This window comes from Brevibacillus panacihumi, assembly GCF_003710985.1.
In the GTDB taxonomy this organism is placed as follows: Bacteria; Bacillota; Bacilli; order Brevibacillales; family Brevibacillaceae; genus Brevibacillus; species Brevibacillus panacihumi.
Window position 1 is genome coordinate 1 of record NZ_RHHT01000048.1, and the last position, 13964, is coordinate 13964.

Here is a 13964-nt window from a genome sequence, read left to right on the forward strand (position 1 = left end):
AGCTGACGAATACTAATCGGTCGAGGACTTATCCACACACATCCATAAAGCATTCATGCAGATTCAGTTTTGAAGGAATGATCAAGTCCGCCATTTCATTGAAATGGCGGTTCATAATTAAGTGGCTCGGTAGCTCAGTCGGTAGAGCAGAGGACTGAAAATCCTCGTGTCGGCGGTTCGATTCCGTCCCGAGCCACCATGTACGAGCCATTAGCTCAGTTGGTAGAGCATCTGACTTTTAATCAGAGGGTCGAAGGTTCGAGTCCTTCATGGCTCACCAGTTTTTTCAAAGAATCACGTCTTGCGGATGTAGCTCAATTGGTAGAGCGTCGCCTTGCCAAGGCGAAGGTCGCGGGTTCGAGACCCGTCGTCCGCTCCATCTTACTAAGATACACACCCGAAACCGGGTTCATAACACCACTTGCTTTAGCGGCAGTGGTGTTTTCCTGCTTTTACTGGCAGTTTACAAGGTGAGTCGGCTTGTGGCATGGCTGCGCTTCTGGTACGATACTTGGAGTGCTGCTCCTACGATGTTGGAGGTTCTATGAAAGAAAATAAAAGTAGTGTCAAAAAAACTGTCGTTGACTTTCAGCAAGACGCTGCGTTTTTTGTGGAACGCGGGATGAAATGTTTGCATCGATATGACTATGAAAAGGCGTTGCGTTCTTTTCGCCGAGCGATAGAGCTTGAGCCAACGAATGCCGAATGCCATTGCCACCTGGCTAGCGCATTGGCGGAGACCGGCAAATTCGAGATGTCGAATGAAGTGCTGGCAGAAGTGATTGAAAAATGGGATCCTAGTTTAGTAGAAGTGTACTTTTACATGGCGAACAACTACGCGAATCTGGAAGACTTTCAGATGGCAGAAGAGATGGCGATTCGCTATTTGCAAGAAGACGCCAATGGACCCTATCGAGAAGATGCAGAGGAATTGCTTGATTATATTTATTTTGAATTGGATATGCCGCCGCGCCACTTTCTCCCCAGTGAAAACGAGGACGTCTACAGCAAGCATGAGAGAGCGCGCCGCAGTCTGGAAGAAGGGCGTTTTCTCGAGGCGTTGGATACGCTGAAGGAGATTGTCGAGTCAGACCCTTCGTTTTTACCGGCCTGGAACAACCTGTCCCTGGCATACTACTATGTAGGCGATTTTGAACAGGCGCTGGATACCATCCGCAAGACCCTGGAGATGGAAAATGGCAATCTGCATGCCCTTTGCAACCTGGCAGTGCTGCTCTCCCACCAGAACCATACAGGAGAACTGCTCAAGCTGATGGACATGCTAAAAAAAGTCGTTCCGTTTCATCCGGAGAATACGTACAAGCTGGCGACTACCATGGGAGTTCTCGGACAGCACGAAGAGGCCTACATGCATTACCATCGCATGCTGAGATCGGGAAAACCCCACGAAGCGTGCACGTACCACTACGCGGCGATCTCGGCTTATCTGAGCGGACGTAAGGATCAGGCGTTGCGCTGGTGGCAAAAGGCCAAGCAGCTTGATCCGGAGGCAGGGATCGCGGACCAATATATTCAAATGGTAAAAAACGAGCAGGAAGGGGAAACAATAAAACCTATCCCCTACCAGTACAACCCGCCGCAACGCGAGGTGTCCTGGGAAAATGCATCCTTTACCGGAGTAGAGAACTTCAAGTCCGACCCGATGATTCGGGCATCCCTTTTGTGGGCTTTGCAGCATGGGCGCGATGAAGTGAAGGTAGCGGTTCTGCAGACTCTGTCCCTGATCGCTGACGATGAGGCAGAACAAGCGGTTCGTCAGTTTTACGAGCAGACGACCGATCCCCAGCTTCAAAAATTGGCTTTGCTTGCGCTAGTAGATATGGGGGCAGCCTTGCCATGCACCACACCTCCTGCGGCAAAAAAACGTCAATTGGCTCGCAACAACCAGCAGCAGTCCGAAGAATCCGTAGAGGAAGTCATCCAACGCCAGCTTCATGAGGCAGGCCAGCCGGAAGCAGCCAAATGGTGCCTGAACGCATGGCATCAGTTCCAGCAGCAGTCAGCCGCAGAGGCGGGGCAGGTGCGTAAAACAGTAGCATGGGTAGCTGCGTTGGAATATGTATACGGAACTGTTACGAATCAAAAAGTGTCGCAGGCTTCCCTGGCAAAAAAGTACGGCGTATCGGCAGCTACTGTCGCAAAGTGCGTCAAAATAATGTCTGCGCTTGATTTTAAATAGATTATTAATTTATAATTAGTTTAAAGTAGATTCAATCATTGTAGTGTCTGAGAAGGAGGATGTGTCACATGAGCGATCAAAAAATTTATGACGTCATCATCGCCGGAGCCGGTCCAGCCGGAATGACGGCTGCTGTATATACATCTCGTGCAAACATGAGCACCCTGATGCTGGAGCGTGGAATTCCGGGCGGTCAGATGGCCAATACCGAAGAAATCGAAAACTACCCTGGCTTTGGTTCGATCCTTGGACCTGATTTGTCCACAAAGATGTTCGAGCATGCACAACAATTCGGTGCCGAGTACGCTTATGGTGAAATCAAGGAAGTACGTGACGAAGAACCATACAAGCGTGTGATAGCAGGCGACAAGGAATATCTGGCAAAATCCGTCATCATCACGACAGGGGCTGAGCACCGACTCTTGGGAGCCCCAGGCGAAAAAGAACTGTCCGGACGCGGTGTCTCGTATTGTGCAGTGTGTGACGGCGCCTTCTTCCGCGGTAAAGAACTGGTTGTCGTAGGCGGCGGAGACTCCGCGGTAGAAGAAGCTGTGTTCCTTACACGCTTTGCTTCCAAAGTTACGATCGTACACCGTCGCGATCAGTTCCGCGCACAGAAAATCCTGCAAAAACGCGCGATGGAGAACGAGAAAATCTCCGTGATCTGGGACACCCAGGTGAAAGAAATCCGCGGCGAAGGCAAAGTGCAGTCTGTACTTCTCGAAAATGTCAAAACAAATGAGCAAAGCGAGCTGGCTACTGACGGTGTCTTCATCTACGTCGGGATGGACCCGCTGACAGAGGCCGTACGCAATCTGGGCATCACCAATGAAGCTGGTTACATTTTGACAGATGAAAAAATGAGAACCAAAGTAAAAGGCGTATTCGCTGCTGGTGACGTTCGTGAAAAAATGCTGCGTCAAGTCGTCACCGCGACAGGAGACGGTTCGATTGCCGCTCAATCCGCTCAGCATTATGTAGAAGAGCTGAACGAAAAGCTGCAGGAACAAAATGTCACAATCTCTTAACTTGGTTGTAACATAAGTGAAATATTTGGGGAGTAAGATAAAGACAATGAATTAACCCCCTTATCTATATAAACCTGATTGGCGTGGCTGAAGTGTAAGCCACGTCTCTTTTTTTCCAAAAACGTCATCATCAGGAGAGAAGCGCAAAAGGATGCGAAAAAGCCGATTGATATGGTATGCTATTGTGAGAATCGTAGGAGGCGAGTTGCGTGACTGAAATGGGAAAAGACAAGGCTATTAACCTGCTCATCATCACAGGGATGTCCGGGGCGGGGAAAACTGTAGCTGTACAAAGCCTGGAGGACCTGGGTTTCTTTTGTGTAGACAACCTGCCGCCAGTCCTGATTCCCAAATTTGCCGAAATGGTACTGCAATCTGGCGGAAGTATCGAGAGGGTTGCGTTGGTCATCGATCTTCGCGGGCGGGAGTTTTTTGAAGATCTGTCCCAAACGATCGATCGGCTGAATGAAATGGACAGACTGTCCTTCCATATCTTGTACCTGGATGCAAATGACCAGACACTGGTTTCCCGCTATAAGGAAACACGCCGACGCCATCCGCTCTCATCGAACGGTTCTCCATTGGAAGGCATTCATGCTGAGCGCCGCCTGCTGCAAGAGATGAAAGGCTGGGCGCATCAGATTATCGATACCAGTCAGATGAAACCCGCACAGCTTCGGGAGAAAATTATCAGCCAATACGGACAGCAAGGATCGCCGCTGACCATCAATTTGCAATCGTTCGGCTTCAAGTACGGTTCACCGATTGATGCTGACCTGATGTTTGACGTGCGTTTTCTGCCTAATCCGCACTATGTGGACGAATTGCGTCCCAAAACCGGGAAAGATCCGGAGGTGTCGGATTACGTCATGAATCATAAAGACACGAAGGAATTCGTCGAAAAGCTGACTGATTTTCTCGCATACACCTTGCCGCATTATCAGCGGGAAGGAAAAAGTCAATTGGTAATCGGCATTGGCTGTACGGGAGGAAAGCATCGCTCGGTCGCCATCGTGGAGCATTTGGCCCAAACCTTTGGACAGGACTTCACGGTTCGGACCAGCCACCGAGACATCGAAAAGAGCAAGTAAGCATATGAATGGTAGGAAATCATGGATTTGGTTCGGATAAAGGGTCAACTGTAAAAGAGGGATAATGGGGTGACATATGCCGACGAAGGGAATGGGGAGGCCGCAGCGAAAGGAAATGCGGATTGTCGTCATCGGCGGGGGAACAGGGTTGTCCGTACTTTTGCGCGGTTTAAAGTACGAGCCGGTTCATATCACCGCGATCGTGACTGTCGCTGATGACGGGGGAAGCTCCGGCCGTTTGCGTGCGGAGATGGATATGCCGCCGCCGGGGGATATCCGGAACGTCTTGACGGCGTTGGCGGATACGGAGCCATTGATGGAGAAAGTGATGCAATACCGCTTTTCGGCAGGGACTGGATTAGCCGGGCATAATTTGGGAAATCTACTACTTGCAGCAATGAACGAGATTACAGGCGATTTTGTTACCGCTGTCAAAGCCCTGAGCGGCGTTTTGGCGGTACGCGGGGATGTGTTGCCTGCGTCTACGCAATCGATCCAGCTCGTCGCAGAGATGACGGATGGAGCACTCGTTGCGGGAGAATCGCAAATTCCCTTGGCGGGGAAAAAAATCAAGCGCGTGTTCCTGGAGCCTGCCGATGCTGCTCCGCTGAATGAAGCCCTGCTTGCGATTGCGGATGCCGATGCGATCCTGATCGGTCCAGGCAGTCTTTACACCAGCATCATACCCAATCTGCTGGTGCGCGGACTGTTTTCTGCTGTCAGCCGCTCGACGGCCCCCAAAATCTATATTTGCAATGTCATGACACAGCCTGGTGAAACGGATGGATTTGCGGCTTCCCACCATGTTCATGCCATGTATCAGCACGTAGGGGAAGCCTTTTTGGATACAATAATTGTGAATTCAGCGAAATTGCCTCTTCATGTATTGGAGAAATATGCGGAAAAGGGAGCCAAACCTGTCCGTTGCGACCTGAAGCAACTGCGCCAACTGGGATTGCAAATCGTGGCGAAACCATTGGTTACGTTTGAGGATGGCTATTTGAGGCATGATGCTCATGCGGTGAGCAGGCAGGTCGTTTCCCTTCTCAAGCGCAGGCGAAGGAGCTGAAGAGAGTAGAAGGAGTGGGTGTCCATGTCATTCGCCGCGCATACCAAAAAGGAATTGACGATGCAGGAGGCCGGCGATTGCTGCAGCAAAGCAGAGTTATCCGCATTGATTCGGATGAACGGCAGCCTGCAGTTTGGCTCAGGTCGGCTCATACTGGATGTGACGACGGAAAATGCGGCGATTGCCAGAAGGATCTACACGCTGATCAAGCGGCTTTTTAGCATCCATGCCGAGCTTCTGGTACGCAAAAAAATGCGCCTGAAAAAAAACAACGTCTACATCGTGCGAATTCCACACAAGGCGAATGAGGTCTTGCAGGATTTGGGCATCATGGATCAGAGCATGTCGTTTATTCCGGGGATTTCGCCGGACGTGGTGAAAAAATCATGCTGCCGTGCTGCCTATCTGCGCGGAGCATTTTTGGCTGGTGGATCTGTCAATCATCCCGAGGCGTCCAGCTATCATTTGGAGATCTTCACTTCCTATCAGGATTTTTGCGAAGCCTTGACCAAGATGGCGAATCGCTATAAATTGAATGCGAAGTGCATTGAACGAAAAAAAGGCTATGTGCTCTACATCAAAGAAGGTGAGAAGATCACCGAGTTTCTCAGTCTGATTGGTGCGCACCAGGCCTTGCTGTACTTCGAGGATGTCCGCATCGTCAAGGACATGCGCAACTCTGTAAACCGCCTGCACAACTGCGAAATCGCCAACATCAACAAGACGGTGAACGCGGCAACGCGCCAAATGGAGAACATCCAGCTCATCGATCAGGAGATGGGGTTGGAGAATTTGCCCAAGCGCCTGCGGGAAGTGGCAGAGCTTCGACTGATCCACCCGGATATCAATTTAAAAGAGTTGGGAGAAATGATCCCAAGTGGAGTTGTCAGCAAGTCGGGAGTGAATCATCGCCTGCGAAAAATTAACGAAATCGCTGACAAATTACGAGAAAAACAAAATGTTTCGCTCTAAAACCATGCTATACTATAGGATAATGATTCTTTCGCGTAAGGAGGTCTATAGATGGTTCAGCAGCAAGTAACGGTCAAGTTGAAAACCGGTTTGCAAGCGCGTCCGGCCGCTTTCTTCGTACAAGAGGCCAACCGTTTTGCAGCCGAGGTATTCGTTGAAAAAGACAACAAGAAAGTAAACGCCAAAAGCATCATGGGAATCATGAGCCTCGCCATCAGTTCCGGAACGGATATTACCATAAGTGCAGAAGGGCCAGATGCGAATCAGGCTGTTTCCAGCCTTACCCAACTGGTTAGCAAAGAAGAATAGGCAAAGCCAAGACAAAGACACTTTCCCCGCTGGAAGGTGTTTTTACTTACATGATTTTGCGTTCATCAGGGCATTGCTAAACCGTACAGCAGAAAAAAACTGGACTGTTCAGGAAAGGGGGAGCAATGCATGAGTGAACGTGATTCGGTCTATGAAGGCCGCGACGCCTATGACATGGATATCGATCGGATGGTCAACGAAGGGCTGGGAGGAGGACAAGTGACCGAACAGAACGGACTGATCGAGGAGACATCTGTGGACACATTGGCTGGTGCGACATCAGAAGAGCAGGCCCTTTACGACGACGAACAGATGACGTAGGCATCAGCAGGAAAGCTGAATAAAGCCGAGCGGGCGAGAAGGGAAGATCCATTTCCTCGTCTGCTCGGCTTTTTGCGTATCAAAAAAACACCCGCTTCGCTACGGGTGTTCTTTCATTTCTGTATTGCTTTATTTTTTGGCTGCCGCTTCGGAAGAGATCACCTTGTCGATCAAGCCATACTCCATTGCTTCAGCAGCTGAAAGGAAGTTGTCGCGGTCGGTGTCCTTCTGGATGCGCTCCAGCGGTTGACCGGTACGCTCAGACAGGATTTGGTTCAGCTTGTCGCGCATTTTCAGAATGCGTTTTGCCGCAATCTCGATATCGCTCGCCTGACCTTGAGCGCCACCAAGCGGCTGGTGAATCATGACTTCGCTGTTCGGCAGGGCAAAACGCTTGCCCTTCGCACCTGCTGCAAGCAGGAACGCTCCCATGGAAGCAGCCATACCGATGCAAATCGTCGATACATCCGGTTTGATAAAGTTCATGGTGTCGTAAATCGCCATGCCTGCCGTAATGGAACCGCCAGGGCTGTTGATATAGAGGTGAATGTCTTTGTCAGGGTCTTCTGCCTGAAGGAACAACAACTGGGCAACTACGATATTGGCTACCGTATCATTGATGGGAGTTCCCAAAAAGATAATTCTATCTTTAAGCAGGCGCGAATAAATATCATACGCACGTTCACCACGGTTGGTCTGTTCAATGACGGTTGGAATCAAATTCATGTGCATCTAGTTCTCCTCCTCTCTTTGTAAGAATATCATACAGCAAAAGGTCAGTAAAGGTCAAACATTTATGTATGGGTCCTCCCTACCATGTTTGCCAGTTGTCATCTCCTTAAACCTGGCGAGGAAAAAACCCTGTGCCCTTAATTTTCCTTTGTTTCATTCACTTCCGTCAGTTCTACGCTCAAGCGCAGAGTGGCGGACATTTTTTTGCCTTTGATGATGGTGTACTCCTCGATCTGTTTCATCTGAAGCTGCTGAATGGCTTCTCCCAAAGCTGTTTCATCCTGATAGGGCTGAATTGTCAGCAGGCATTCCTCGTCATTGGCTTCCTGATAGATCAGATAAAAACGTTCTCCGGCGATGGTCAACACATCCTTTTGGAGTTATCCACAAAATAATCCACAGCTTGTGCACAAAAACATTTGTTCGTGGAATAGAATCAGAAAAAGCGGTAATAAAGGGCATCAAGGATAGTCTGGCATGAAGAGAAAAAACCTTGCATAGTAAAATGTTAGAAAATAAAGGAGGAAAAATCAAACTTTAAGCGTATGTTACATTATTGGATAGTATTTCTACAATAAGAAGGAGTGTATCAAATGCTTCGTAAAGTTCCAGCAATGCTGCTGACGGCTGCTCTTTTGACTGGCAGCGTTGCAGCGACAGCCGCTTTTGCCCAGACAGCACCTGTGCAACAGCAAAAAATCAGTGTAACCCTGAACGAAAGACCACTAGCGTTCCCACAAGACGTTGTAACGGAAGACGGAGTGGCTTATGTAAACGCCAGTACTCTCGCCATCGCACTCGGCGGAACTGCAGCATGGGACAGCATGATCAAATCCGTGCTGATTGCAAAAAACAACAACTACGCTTTGCGCATGTATGAAAACAGCACTTTTGCCTACAAGAACGGCAAGGAAATCCGAGTACCTGCTCCGCCTCGTACCACTACCGGCGCTGTTCTGGTGCCGCTCGTATACGTCGCGCAGGAATTGGGTGCTGAGGTCACCTACGACGAGAATACGCTCACGTACAACCTCCAGATTGAAATCGTGAAATAGGTGCTGCGCCATCATTTCCTAAATACTTGACGTCTTAGATTCGGGACCACTTCTATTGCAGAGGTGGTCATTTTTGTCTCGGAAGTTTCATTTTTCATTCAATATAATAATGGAAAAAATATTTAGGCGAAAAAGCGTATTTTCTATTGCAAATTTTCTCATTTGTCTTACAATAGGTTACAGTTTCGATCGTTTTTATCGTTTGTCTGCAAAGGAAAAGGGGGAAGAATGGCTATGAAAAAACAGAAAACATTGTCAATTCTAGCAGCAGCCTTTACAGTCAGTGCCCTTTTGGCGGGTTGTGCTGGCGGTGGAGGCGGCGGCACGGGTACTCAGCAATCGGGCGGTGAAACGCCAGCGCAAAATTCGGGCAGCGGCGGAGGCGGCGGAGGCGGAGCTACTGAGAAGCTGGTCATCGCAGTCGTAGGGCCGATGTCCGGACAATACTCCGATTATGGAAGCACTGCCAAGGCGGGGGCAGAGTACGCCCTGAAGGAAAAGCAGGAAGCGTTCAAACAGCTTGGATTCGACGTGCAATTGTCCTCGCAGGATGACCAGGCAGACCCGAAACAAGGGGTAGCGGTCGCGCAAATGCTGATCTCCAATCCTGACGTTATCGGTGTGGTTGGACATGCTACGACGGGTGCTTCTGTCACAGCAGCGGCGCAATACGATCAGGAGAAGCTGGTCATGGTATCGCCATCTGCGACCGGTTCCGATCTGACGGAGCAAGGCAAGAAGATCGTGCACCGCATCTGCGCGCGCGACGACCAACAAGGCTCCAAAGCAGCCATCTATGCGAAGAATTCACTGGGAGTAAAGAACGCATTTATCATGCATGACAAGCAAGCATATGGCCAAGGTCTGGCAGATGAAGTGAAAAAGCAGTTCGAGAAGGATGGCGTGCAAATCCTGGGCTTTGAAGGGGTAACAGCAGGGGAGAAGGATTACGGCGCGGTATTGAACCAAATCCTCGCGACCAAGCCGGAAATGATCTACTTCGGCGGATACTACTCCGATGCCGGGATCATCGTCAAGCAAGCTCGCGAAAAAGGCTTCACCGGCATCTTCATGGGTGGTGACGGCTACGACTCTGCAGACCTCGTGAAAATCGCAGGTGCTGAAAATGCCAACAACGTCGTCTTTACATCTACTGTAGGAGACGTAGGGGCAACGGAAGAGGGCAAAAAGTGGATTGCTGATTTTGAAGCGGCGACCGGAAACAAAGTCGGTATCTTCACTTCCTTCGGTTATGATTCCATGGGCGTTATGCTGCATGGCCTGGAAGAAGCAATCAAGGCCAACGGCGGCAAAAAGCCAACGCGTGAGCAGGTTCTGGAAGCCGTACACAACATCAAGGACTACAAAGGCAAATTTGTTAATGTAACCTTTAATGAAAAAGGTGACAACGAATTCGCGTCTGTGTATGTGTATAAATATGAGAATGGCCAAAAGGTCTACATTGGCGAAGCGAAATAAGCAGTAGCAAATGAAATAGCAAAACCCTGGGGATGAATGCTCCAGGGTTTTGTCTTGGATCGCATGGAAGGAAAGTCAGATGCCTTGCTTGCTGGGAAGTCTTTTTTCTGGATGACCGTAGCCCTGGTGTTTTCTGCTGCGCATGTTTTTCACCTGGGCTTCATGAATTTTGGCGATAAACTCGCTTGTGCTCATTTTGGTAAAATCCATTGTGCACCTCCAAAGGAATCGGCATATGGAGAGTAGGATGCCCCATTATGGCGAATGGCAGTCAACATTTCACTATTTTGGAATAACCCTTTTGGCCGGAAAGTTTCGAAATCAGCTATAATGGGGGAAGCAAGGTAGAACGAAAATGGAGGTTGTAATGATGACACCCGGATTTATTGCCGCATTGGTCATTGTATGCCTATTGATCATATGGGTCAGCATTTGGGTTACGAACAAAGCGTACAGCCGCAAGCCAGACACCATTGATCCCGTCAAACCGCTCCAAACCAAAAATGATGTAGAGTCATAACGAAACCTGCCAAGAGCCGAAAAGTGGCTCCAAGCAGGTTTTGCTTGTTTTTGCACCTGTCTTTTTATTGCAGATGGGAGCGCATGGAGCTGGTCAATTGAAAGGTGAGGCGGCCCATCTCTTCCGGCGATTGTGCGAAGCTGTTCAGCGTCCATTCGATCAGCAGGACGTGGAGAGTAGAAGAGAAGGTACGCTGGGCGTAGTAGTGCAGACTGCTCCGCTGCTGCTTCTCGTCAGCTGGGAGGTGCACATGGAACAACGCCTGGATAAAATGATCCAGGCTGCGAAAGATGATCTGCCTGATTTTCCGGTCATAGTTGCAGATGTTCGCCACCAGTGACGCAGGGGTCTGATCCTGCCAGGTACGGAATAGCGAGACGAACATCTTTTCACTGAGAATGTCTTGATCGTCCCAATGGCTCTGAAATTGAGCGAATTGCTTGCTGAGAAAATCAAACAGAATGTCATCCTTATCCGGATAGTTGCGGTAAAACGTCTGTCTGGCGAGACCGGCACGGCGAGCGATATCGGTAATGGAAATATCGGAGTACACCTGATGTTCCATCAGTTGCAAGAGGGCGAGGATAATCCATTCTTTTGATTGCCTCGATCGGGTACCTGCATTCACTGTCAAACGTGACACATCCTTGGTTTTGTCTATTTTGGCTGCAAATAAAGGGAAAGGAATTGAAAAGAGGCAAAAAAAGGTTTAGTGTTACAATTGTAACATTTGAGTTGACCCATGCGCACGGGCCTATTTTTTTAACATTTTTTAAATGATAATGATACTCATTGTTATCTAGAACGCTATTTGGAGGAGAGAACCTAATGATACGTAAGGGGAAAATATGGATGTCACTCGCTCTGATCATGACATTATTGGCAACTGGCTGCGGAGGCGCTTCGCAACCTTCAGCCCAACAGCCACAAACTGCGTCGCAAAACAATCCGGCTGAAAGCCCTGCGCAGTCGACTAAAGAGGAAGCACGAACTGTCACACACGCGATGGGTGAAACCGTCATTCCAGGAACGCCGCAGCGAATCGTCGTCTTGACTACTCAGGGAACGGAAAGCTTGCTCGCGCTCGGCATCAAGCCGGTGGGAGCCGTCAAATCGTGGATTGGCGATCCGTGGTTTGACCACATCAAGGACCAGATGGACGGGGTAGAAGTGATTGGAGACGAGGTCCAGCCCAACGTCGAATTGATCGCGAGTCTGAAGCCGGATCTGATCCTGGGTACGAAGGTTCGCCAAGAGAAAATTTACAGCCAGCTCTCCGCGATTGCGCCGACGGTGTTCACCGAAAATCTGGGCGACAGCATGATCGATAATTTTACCTTGTATGCAAAAGCGTTGAATCGTGAGGAAGACGGCAAAAAGGTGCTCGAGGAATTTGAGAAAACCATCGCAGAAGCCAAAAACAAATTGGGCGACAAAACCAATCTCGAAATCTCTCTGGCTCGTTTTCAGGCAGGAAAAGTAAGAGTGTATTACAAAAATAACTTCGCAGGGGTCATCCTGGACATGATGGGCTTTGCGAGACCTGAAGCGCAGAACAAAGATGAATTCACCAAGGATCTCGCCAAGGAACAAATGGCTGAGCTGGATGGCGATATCTTCTTCTACTTCGCTTCTGATCGGGAAGGGGACAACGGAGCAACGAAGACCGCCCAGGAATGGTTGGACGATCCGCTCGCTCAAAATTTGAAGGTGAAGAAGAATGGACATGTCTACCAGGTAAACGAAGCGATCTGGAACTCCGCAGGGGGAATCATCGCTGCTGAATTGCTGGTCAAGGACATCGAGAAGATTGTGTCCGAAGTCCAGCCGTAAGCTATGATCAGCAGGAGGTCCTCAATCTGCGGATTGGGGACTGTTCCCATCCGAGGCTGCAAGAAACAAAAAGAAGCGATCCCCCGCTTCGCAAGAGATCGCTTCTATTACGTGTATGATGATGGTACGCCTGAAGGGAATCGAACCCCCGCACATGGTTCCGGAGACCATTGCTCTATCCACTGAGCTACAGGCGTAGAATAATGATGCCTTTCCATTATAAAACATTAACCAAAGAGATGCAATGGATAAAGCTGGTCTGAGCGTATTTTTTTCATGTGTGTGAACTTTATTGCAGGAAAGGGGCATTCTCACGAAGAGAATGCCCGGCAAATTCCTTCCTATTTGTCGAAGTGCTTCACGATATCGTCCAACAGCATGTTGGCTGCGAAGATCCCGCCGCTCGTGTTCCAGATCACCTCGTTTACTTGGAACACCTGATTATTCTTTACGACATTGAGGTTTTTCCAAAGCGGGTCATTGACCCATTCTTCTTTATAGGCAGCAGCATCTTTGTCCTCGTAATCAGATACCCAGTAGAACAGCACGTCACCATCGGCCAATGTCATTTGTTCCTTGGTGATCACTTGCATGAATTCATCCTTATCCTGTGCCGCAGGACGGGCGAAGCCCAGTTGATTGAACAGGACACCTGCGAACGTATCTTTCATATACAGGCGGACTTTTCCATTCAGAAAACGGACGAGCGAGACCTGGGTTTTTGTCTTGTCTCCCAGCTTAGCTTTGGCCTCTTCTACCCGTTTGTCGAAATCAGCCATGATCGCTTCACCTTCTGCTGCCTTGTTTACCGCTTGGGCGTACAGCTTGAAGTTGGTCTTCCAGTTGCCGGACAACTCGTCGGAAAAGACGGTTGGAGCGATTGCGGACAGCTGGCTGTAGACTTTTTCCTGACGAATTTTGTTCCCGATGATCAGATCGGGCTTCAGGCTGGCGATCAGCTCCAGGTTCGGCTGTGTTTCCTCACCCAACACCGCGACGTCCTGCATTTTGTCTTGGATGTGGGCATACCAGGGTTCTCCTTGCCAGGACTTCACAGCTCCGACAGGCTTGATGCCGAGAGCAAGAAGGGCTTCGGTTCCTTCATTGGTGAGAATGACGACCCGATTGGGCGTACCTGTGATCTTGGTTTCACCCATGGCATGTTGAATGACGCGCACGTCCCCCGAATTTTCTGGTGCCGGCGCTTCTGTTCCGGAGGACGCAGTTGCCGCCGGTTGGTGGTTGGAAGCAGCTTGATTGCCGCTGCCGCAACCGCTGACGAACAGGAGCAGCGATAAACCGATCAGGCCGAAGATGCGAAATGCTTTCATGAAAAAATCACCCCAAAATCATTG

General features: G+C 49.5%; 16 protein-coding genes and 4 tRNA genes. 14 read left to right on the forward strand and 6 right to left on the reverse strand.

Annotation, left to right across the window (positions count from 1 at the left end):
• Positions 1 to 123: 123 nt before the first annotated feature.
• From EDM58_RS19490 to EDM58_RS19535, 10 genes are all read left to right on the forward strand, one after another.
• A tRNA-Phe gene (locus tag EDM58_RS19490) sits at positions 124 to 199 on the forward strand.
• 5 nt (positions 200 to 204) lie between these two features.
• Positions 205 to 280, forward strand: a tRNA-Lys gene (locus tag EDM58_RS19495).
• Positions 281 to 303: 23 nt separating this feature from the next.
• Positions 304 to 379: transfer RNA gene (locus EDM58_RS19500), tRNA-Gly, on the forward strand.
• A 165-nt stretch (positions 380 to 544) separates the two neighbouring features.
• Positions 545 to 2200 (forward strand): tetratricopeptide repeat protein, encoded by a 1656-nt coding sequence (locus EDM58_RS19505; RefSeq protein WP_122914806.1) that lies wholly within the window; start codon positions 545 to 547, stop codon positions 2198 to 2200.
• A 68-nt stretch (positions 2201 to 2268) separates the two neighbouring features.
• Entirely contained in the window at positions 2269 to 3228 is a 960-nt protein-coding gene (gene trxB, locus EDM58_RS19510) for a thioredoxin-disulfide reductase (protein WP_122914807.1), read from the forward strand.
• Positions 3229 to 3437: 209 nt separating this feature from the next.
• Positions 3438 to 4319: an RNase adapter RapZ gene (gene rapZ, locus EDM58_RS19515; RefSeq protein ID WP_122914808.1), complete on the forward strand. Its 882-nt coding sequence runs from the start codon at positions 3438 to 3440 to the stop codon at positions 4317 to 4319.
• A 76-nt stretch (positions 4320 to 4395) separates the two neighbouring features.
• Positions 4396 to 5388, forward strand: a complete 993-nt coding sequence (locus EDM58_RS19520; protein ID WP_122914809.1) for a gluconeogenesis factor YvcK family protein — start codon at positions 4396 to 4398, stop codon at positions 5386 to 5388.
• A 24-nt stretch (positions 5389 to 5412) separates the two neighbouring features.
• Positions 5413 to 6360, forward strand: a complete 948-nt coding sequence (gene whiA / locus EDM58_RS19525; RefSeq protein ID WP_122914810.1) for a DNA-binding protein WhiA — start codon at positions 5413 to 5415, stop codon at positions 6358 to 6360.
• A 51-nt stretch (positions 6361 to 6411) separates the two neighbouring features.
• Positions 6412 to 6669 (forward strand): HPr family phosphocarrier protein, encoded by a 258-nt coding sequence (locus EDM58_RS19530; RefSeq protein ID WP_122914811.1) that lies wholly within the window; start codon positions 6412 to 6414, stop codon positions 6667 to 6669.
• A gap of 129 nt (positions 6670 to 6798) precedes the next feature.
• Positions 6799 to 6990, forward strand: coding sequence for a hypothetical protein (locus EDM58_RS19535; protein ID WP_122914812.1), 192 nt, complete (start codon positions 6799 to 6801; stop codon positions 6988 to 6990).
• Between the two features lie 129 nt (positions 6991 to 7119).
• Here the strand turns inward: EDM58_RS19535 and clpP are convergent, their stop codons facing one another.
• The gene (gene clpP, locus EDM58_RS19540; protein ID WP_122914813.1) at positions 7120 to 7722 is read right to left on the reverse strand and encodes an ATP-dependent Clp endopeptidase proteolytic subunit ClpP; all 603 of its coding nucleotides are present in this window, start codon (positions 7720 to 7722) and stop codon (positions 7120 to 7122) included.
• A 137-nt stretch (positions 7723 to 7859) separates the two neighbouring features.
• Positions 7860 to 8087, reverse strand: coding sequence for a hypothetical protein (locus EDM58_RS19545; RefSeq protein WP_246000886.1), 228 nt, complete (start codon positions 8085 to 8087; stop codon positions 7860 to 7862).
• A gap of 228 nt (positions 8088 to 8315) precedes the next feature.
• Here EDM58_RS19545 and EDM58_RS19550 point away from each other — a divergent pair, with 228 nt between their 5' ends.
• Positions 8316 to 8777, forward strand: coding sequence for a copper amine oxidase N-terminal domain-containing protein (locus tag EDM58_RS19550; RefSeq protein ID WP_122914814.1), 462 nt, complete (start codon positions 8316 to 8318; stop codon positions 8775 to 8777).
• A gap of 234 nt (positions 8778 to 9011) precedes the next feature.
• Positions 9012 to 10256 (forward strand): branched-chain amino acid ABC transporter substrate-binding protein, encoded by a 1245-nt coding sequence (locus EDM58_RS19555; protein ID WP_122914815.1) that lies wholly within the window; start codon positions 9012 to 9014, stop codon positions 10254 to 10256.
• Between the two features lie 75 nt (positions 10257 to 10331).
• Here the strand turns inward: EDM58_RS19555 and EDM58_RS19560 are convergent, their stop codons facing one another.
• Positions 10332 to 10466: a DUF4023 domain-containing protein gene (locus EDM58_RS19560; protein ID WP_122914816.1), complete on the reverse strand. Its 135-nt coding sequence runs from the start codon at positions 10464 to 10466 to the stop codon at positions 10332 to 10334.
• Between the two features lie 157 nt (positions 10467 to 10623).
• Between EDM58_RS19560 and EDM58_RS25825 the strand changes: the two genes are divergently transcribed.
• A complete protein-coding gene (locus EDM58_RS25825; protein WP_183187567.1) occupies positions 10624 to 10776 on the forward strand; it encodes a hypothetical protein in 153 nt (50 codons plus the stop codon).
• A 64-nt stretch (positions 10777 to 10840) separates the two neighbouring features.
• On the opposite strand, the gene EDM58_RS19565 is transcribed toward EDM58_RS25825, so the two are convergent.
• Positions 10841 to 11404 carry a TetR/AcrR family transcriptional regulator gene (locus EDM58_RS19565; protein WP_246000893.1) on the reverse strand — a complete coding sequence of 188 codons (564 nt, stop codon included), beginning with the start codon at positions 11402 to 11404 and terminating at the stop codon, positions 10841 to 10843.
• 224 nt (positions 11405 to 11628) lie between these two features.
• On the opposite strand from EDM58_RS19565, the gene EDM58_RS19570 reads away from it, so the two are divergent.
• A complete protein-coding gene (locus tag EDM58_RS19570; RefSeq protein ID WP_246000889.1) occupies positions 11629 to 12609 on the forward strand; it encodes an ABC transporter substrate-binding protein in 981 nt (326 codons plus the stop codon).
• Between the two features lie 122 nt (positions 12610 to 12731).
• On the opposite strand, the gene EDM58_RS19575 is transcribed toward EDM58_RS19570, so the two are convergent.
• Both EDM58_RS19575 and EDM58_RS19580 read right to left on the reverse strand, forming a co-directional pair.
• A tRNA-Arg gene (locus tag EDM58_RS19575) sits at positions 12732 to 12806 on the reverse strand.
• A gap of 144 nt (positions 12807 to 12950) precedes the next feature.
• Positions 12951 to 13940, reverse strand: coding sequence for an ABC transporter substrate-binding protein (locus tag EDM58_RS19580; RefSeq protein WP_122914818.1), 990 nt, complete (start codon positions 13938 to 13940; stop codon positions 12951 to 12953).
• Positions 13941 to 13964 lie beyond the last annotated feature (24 nt).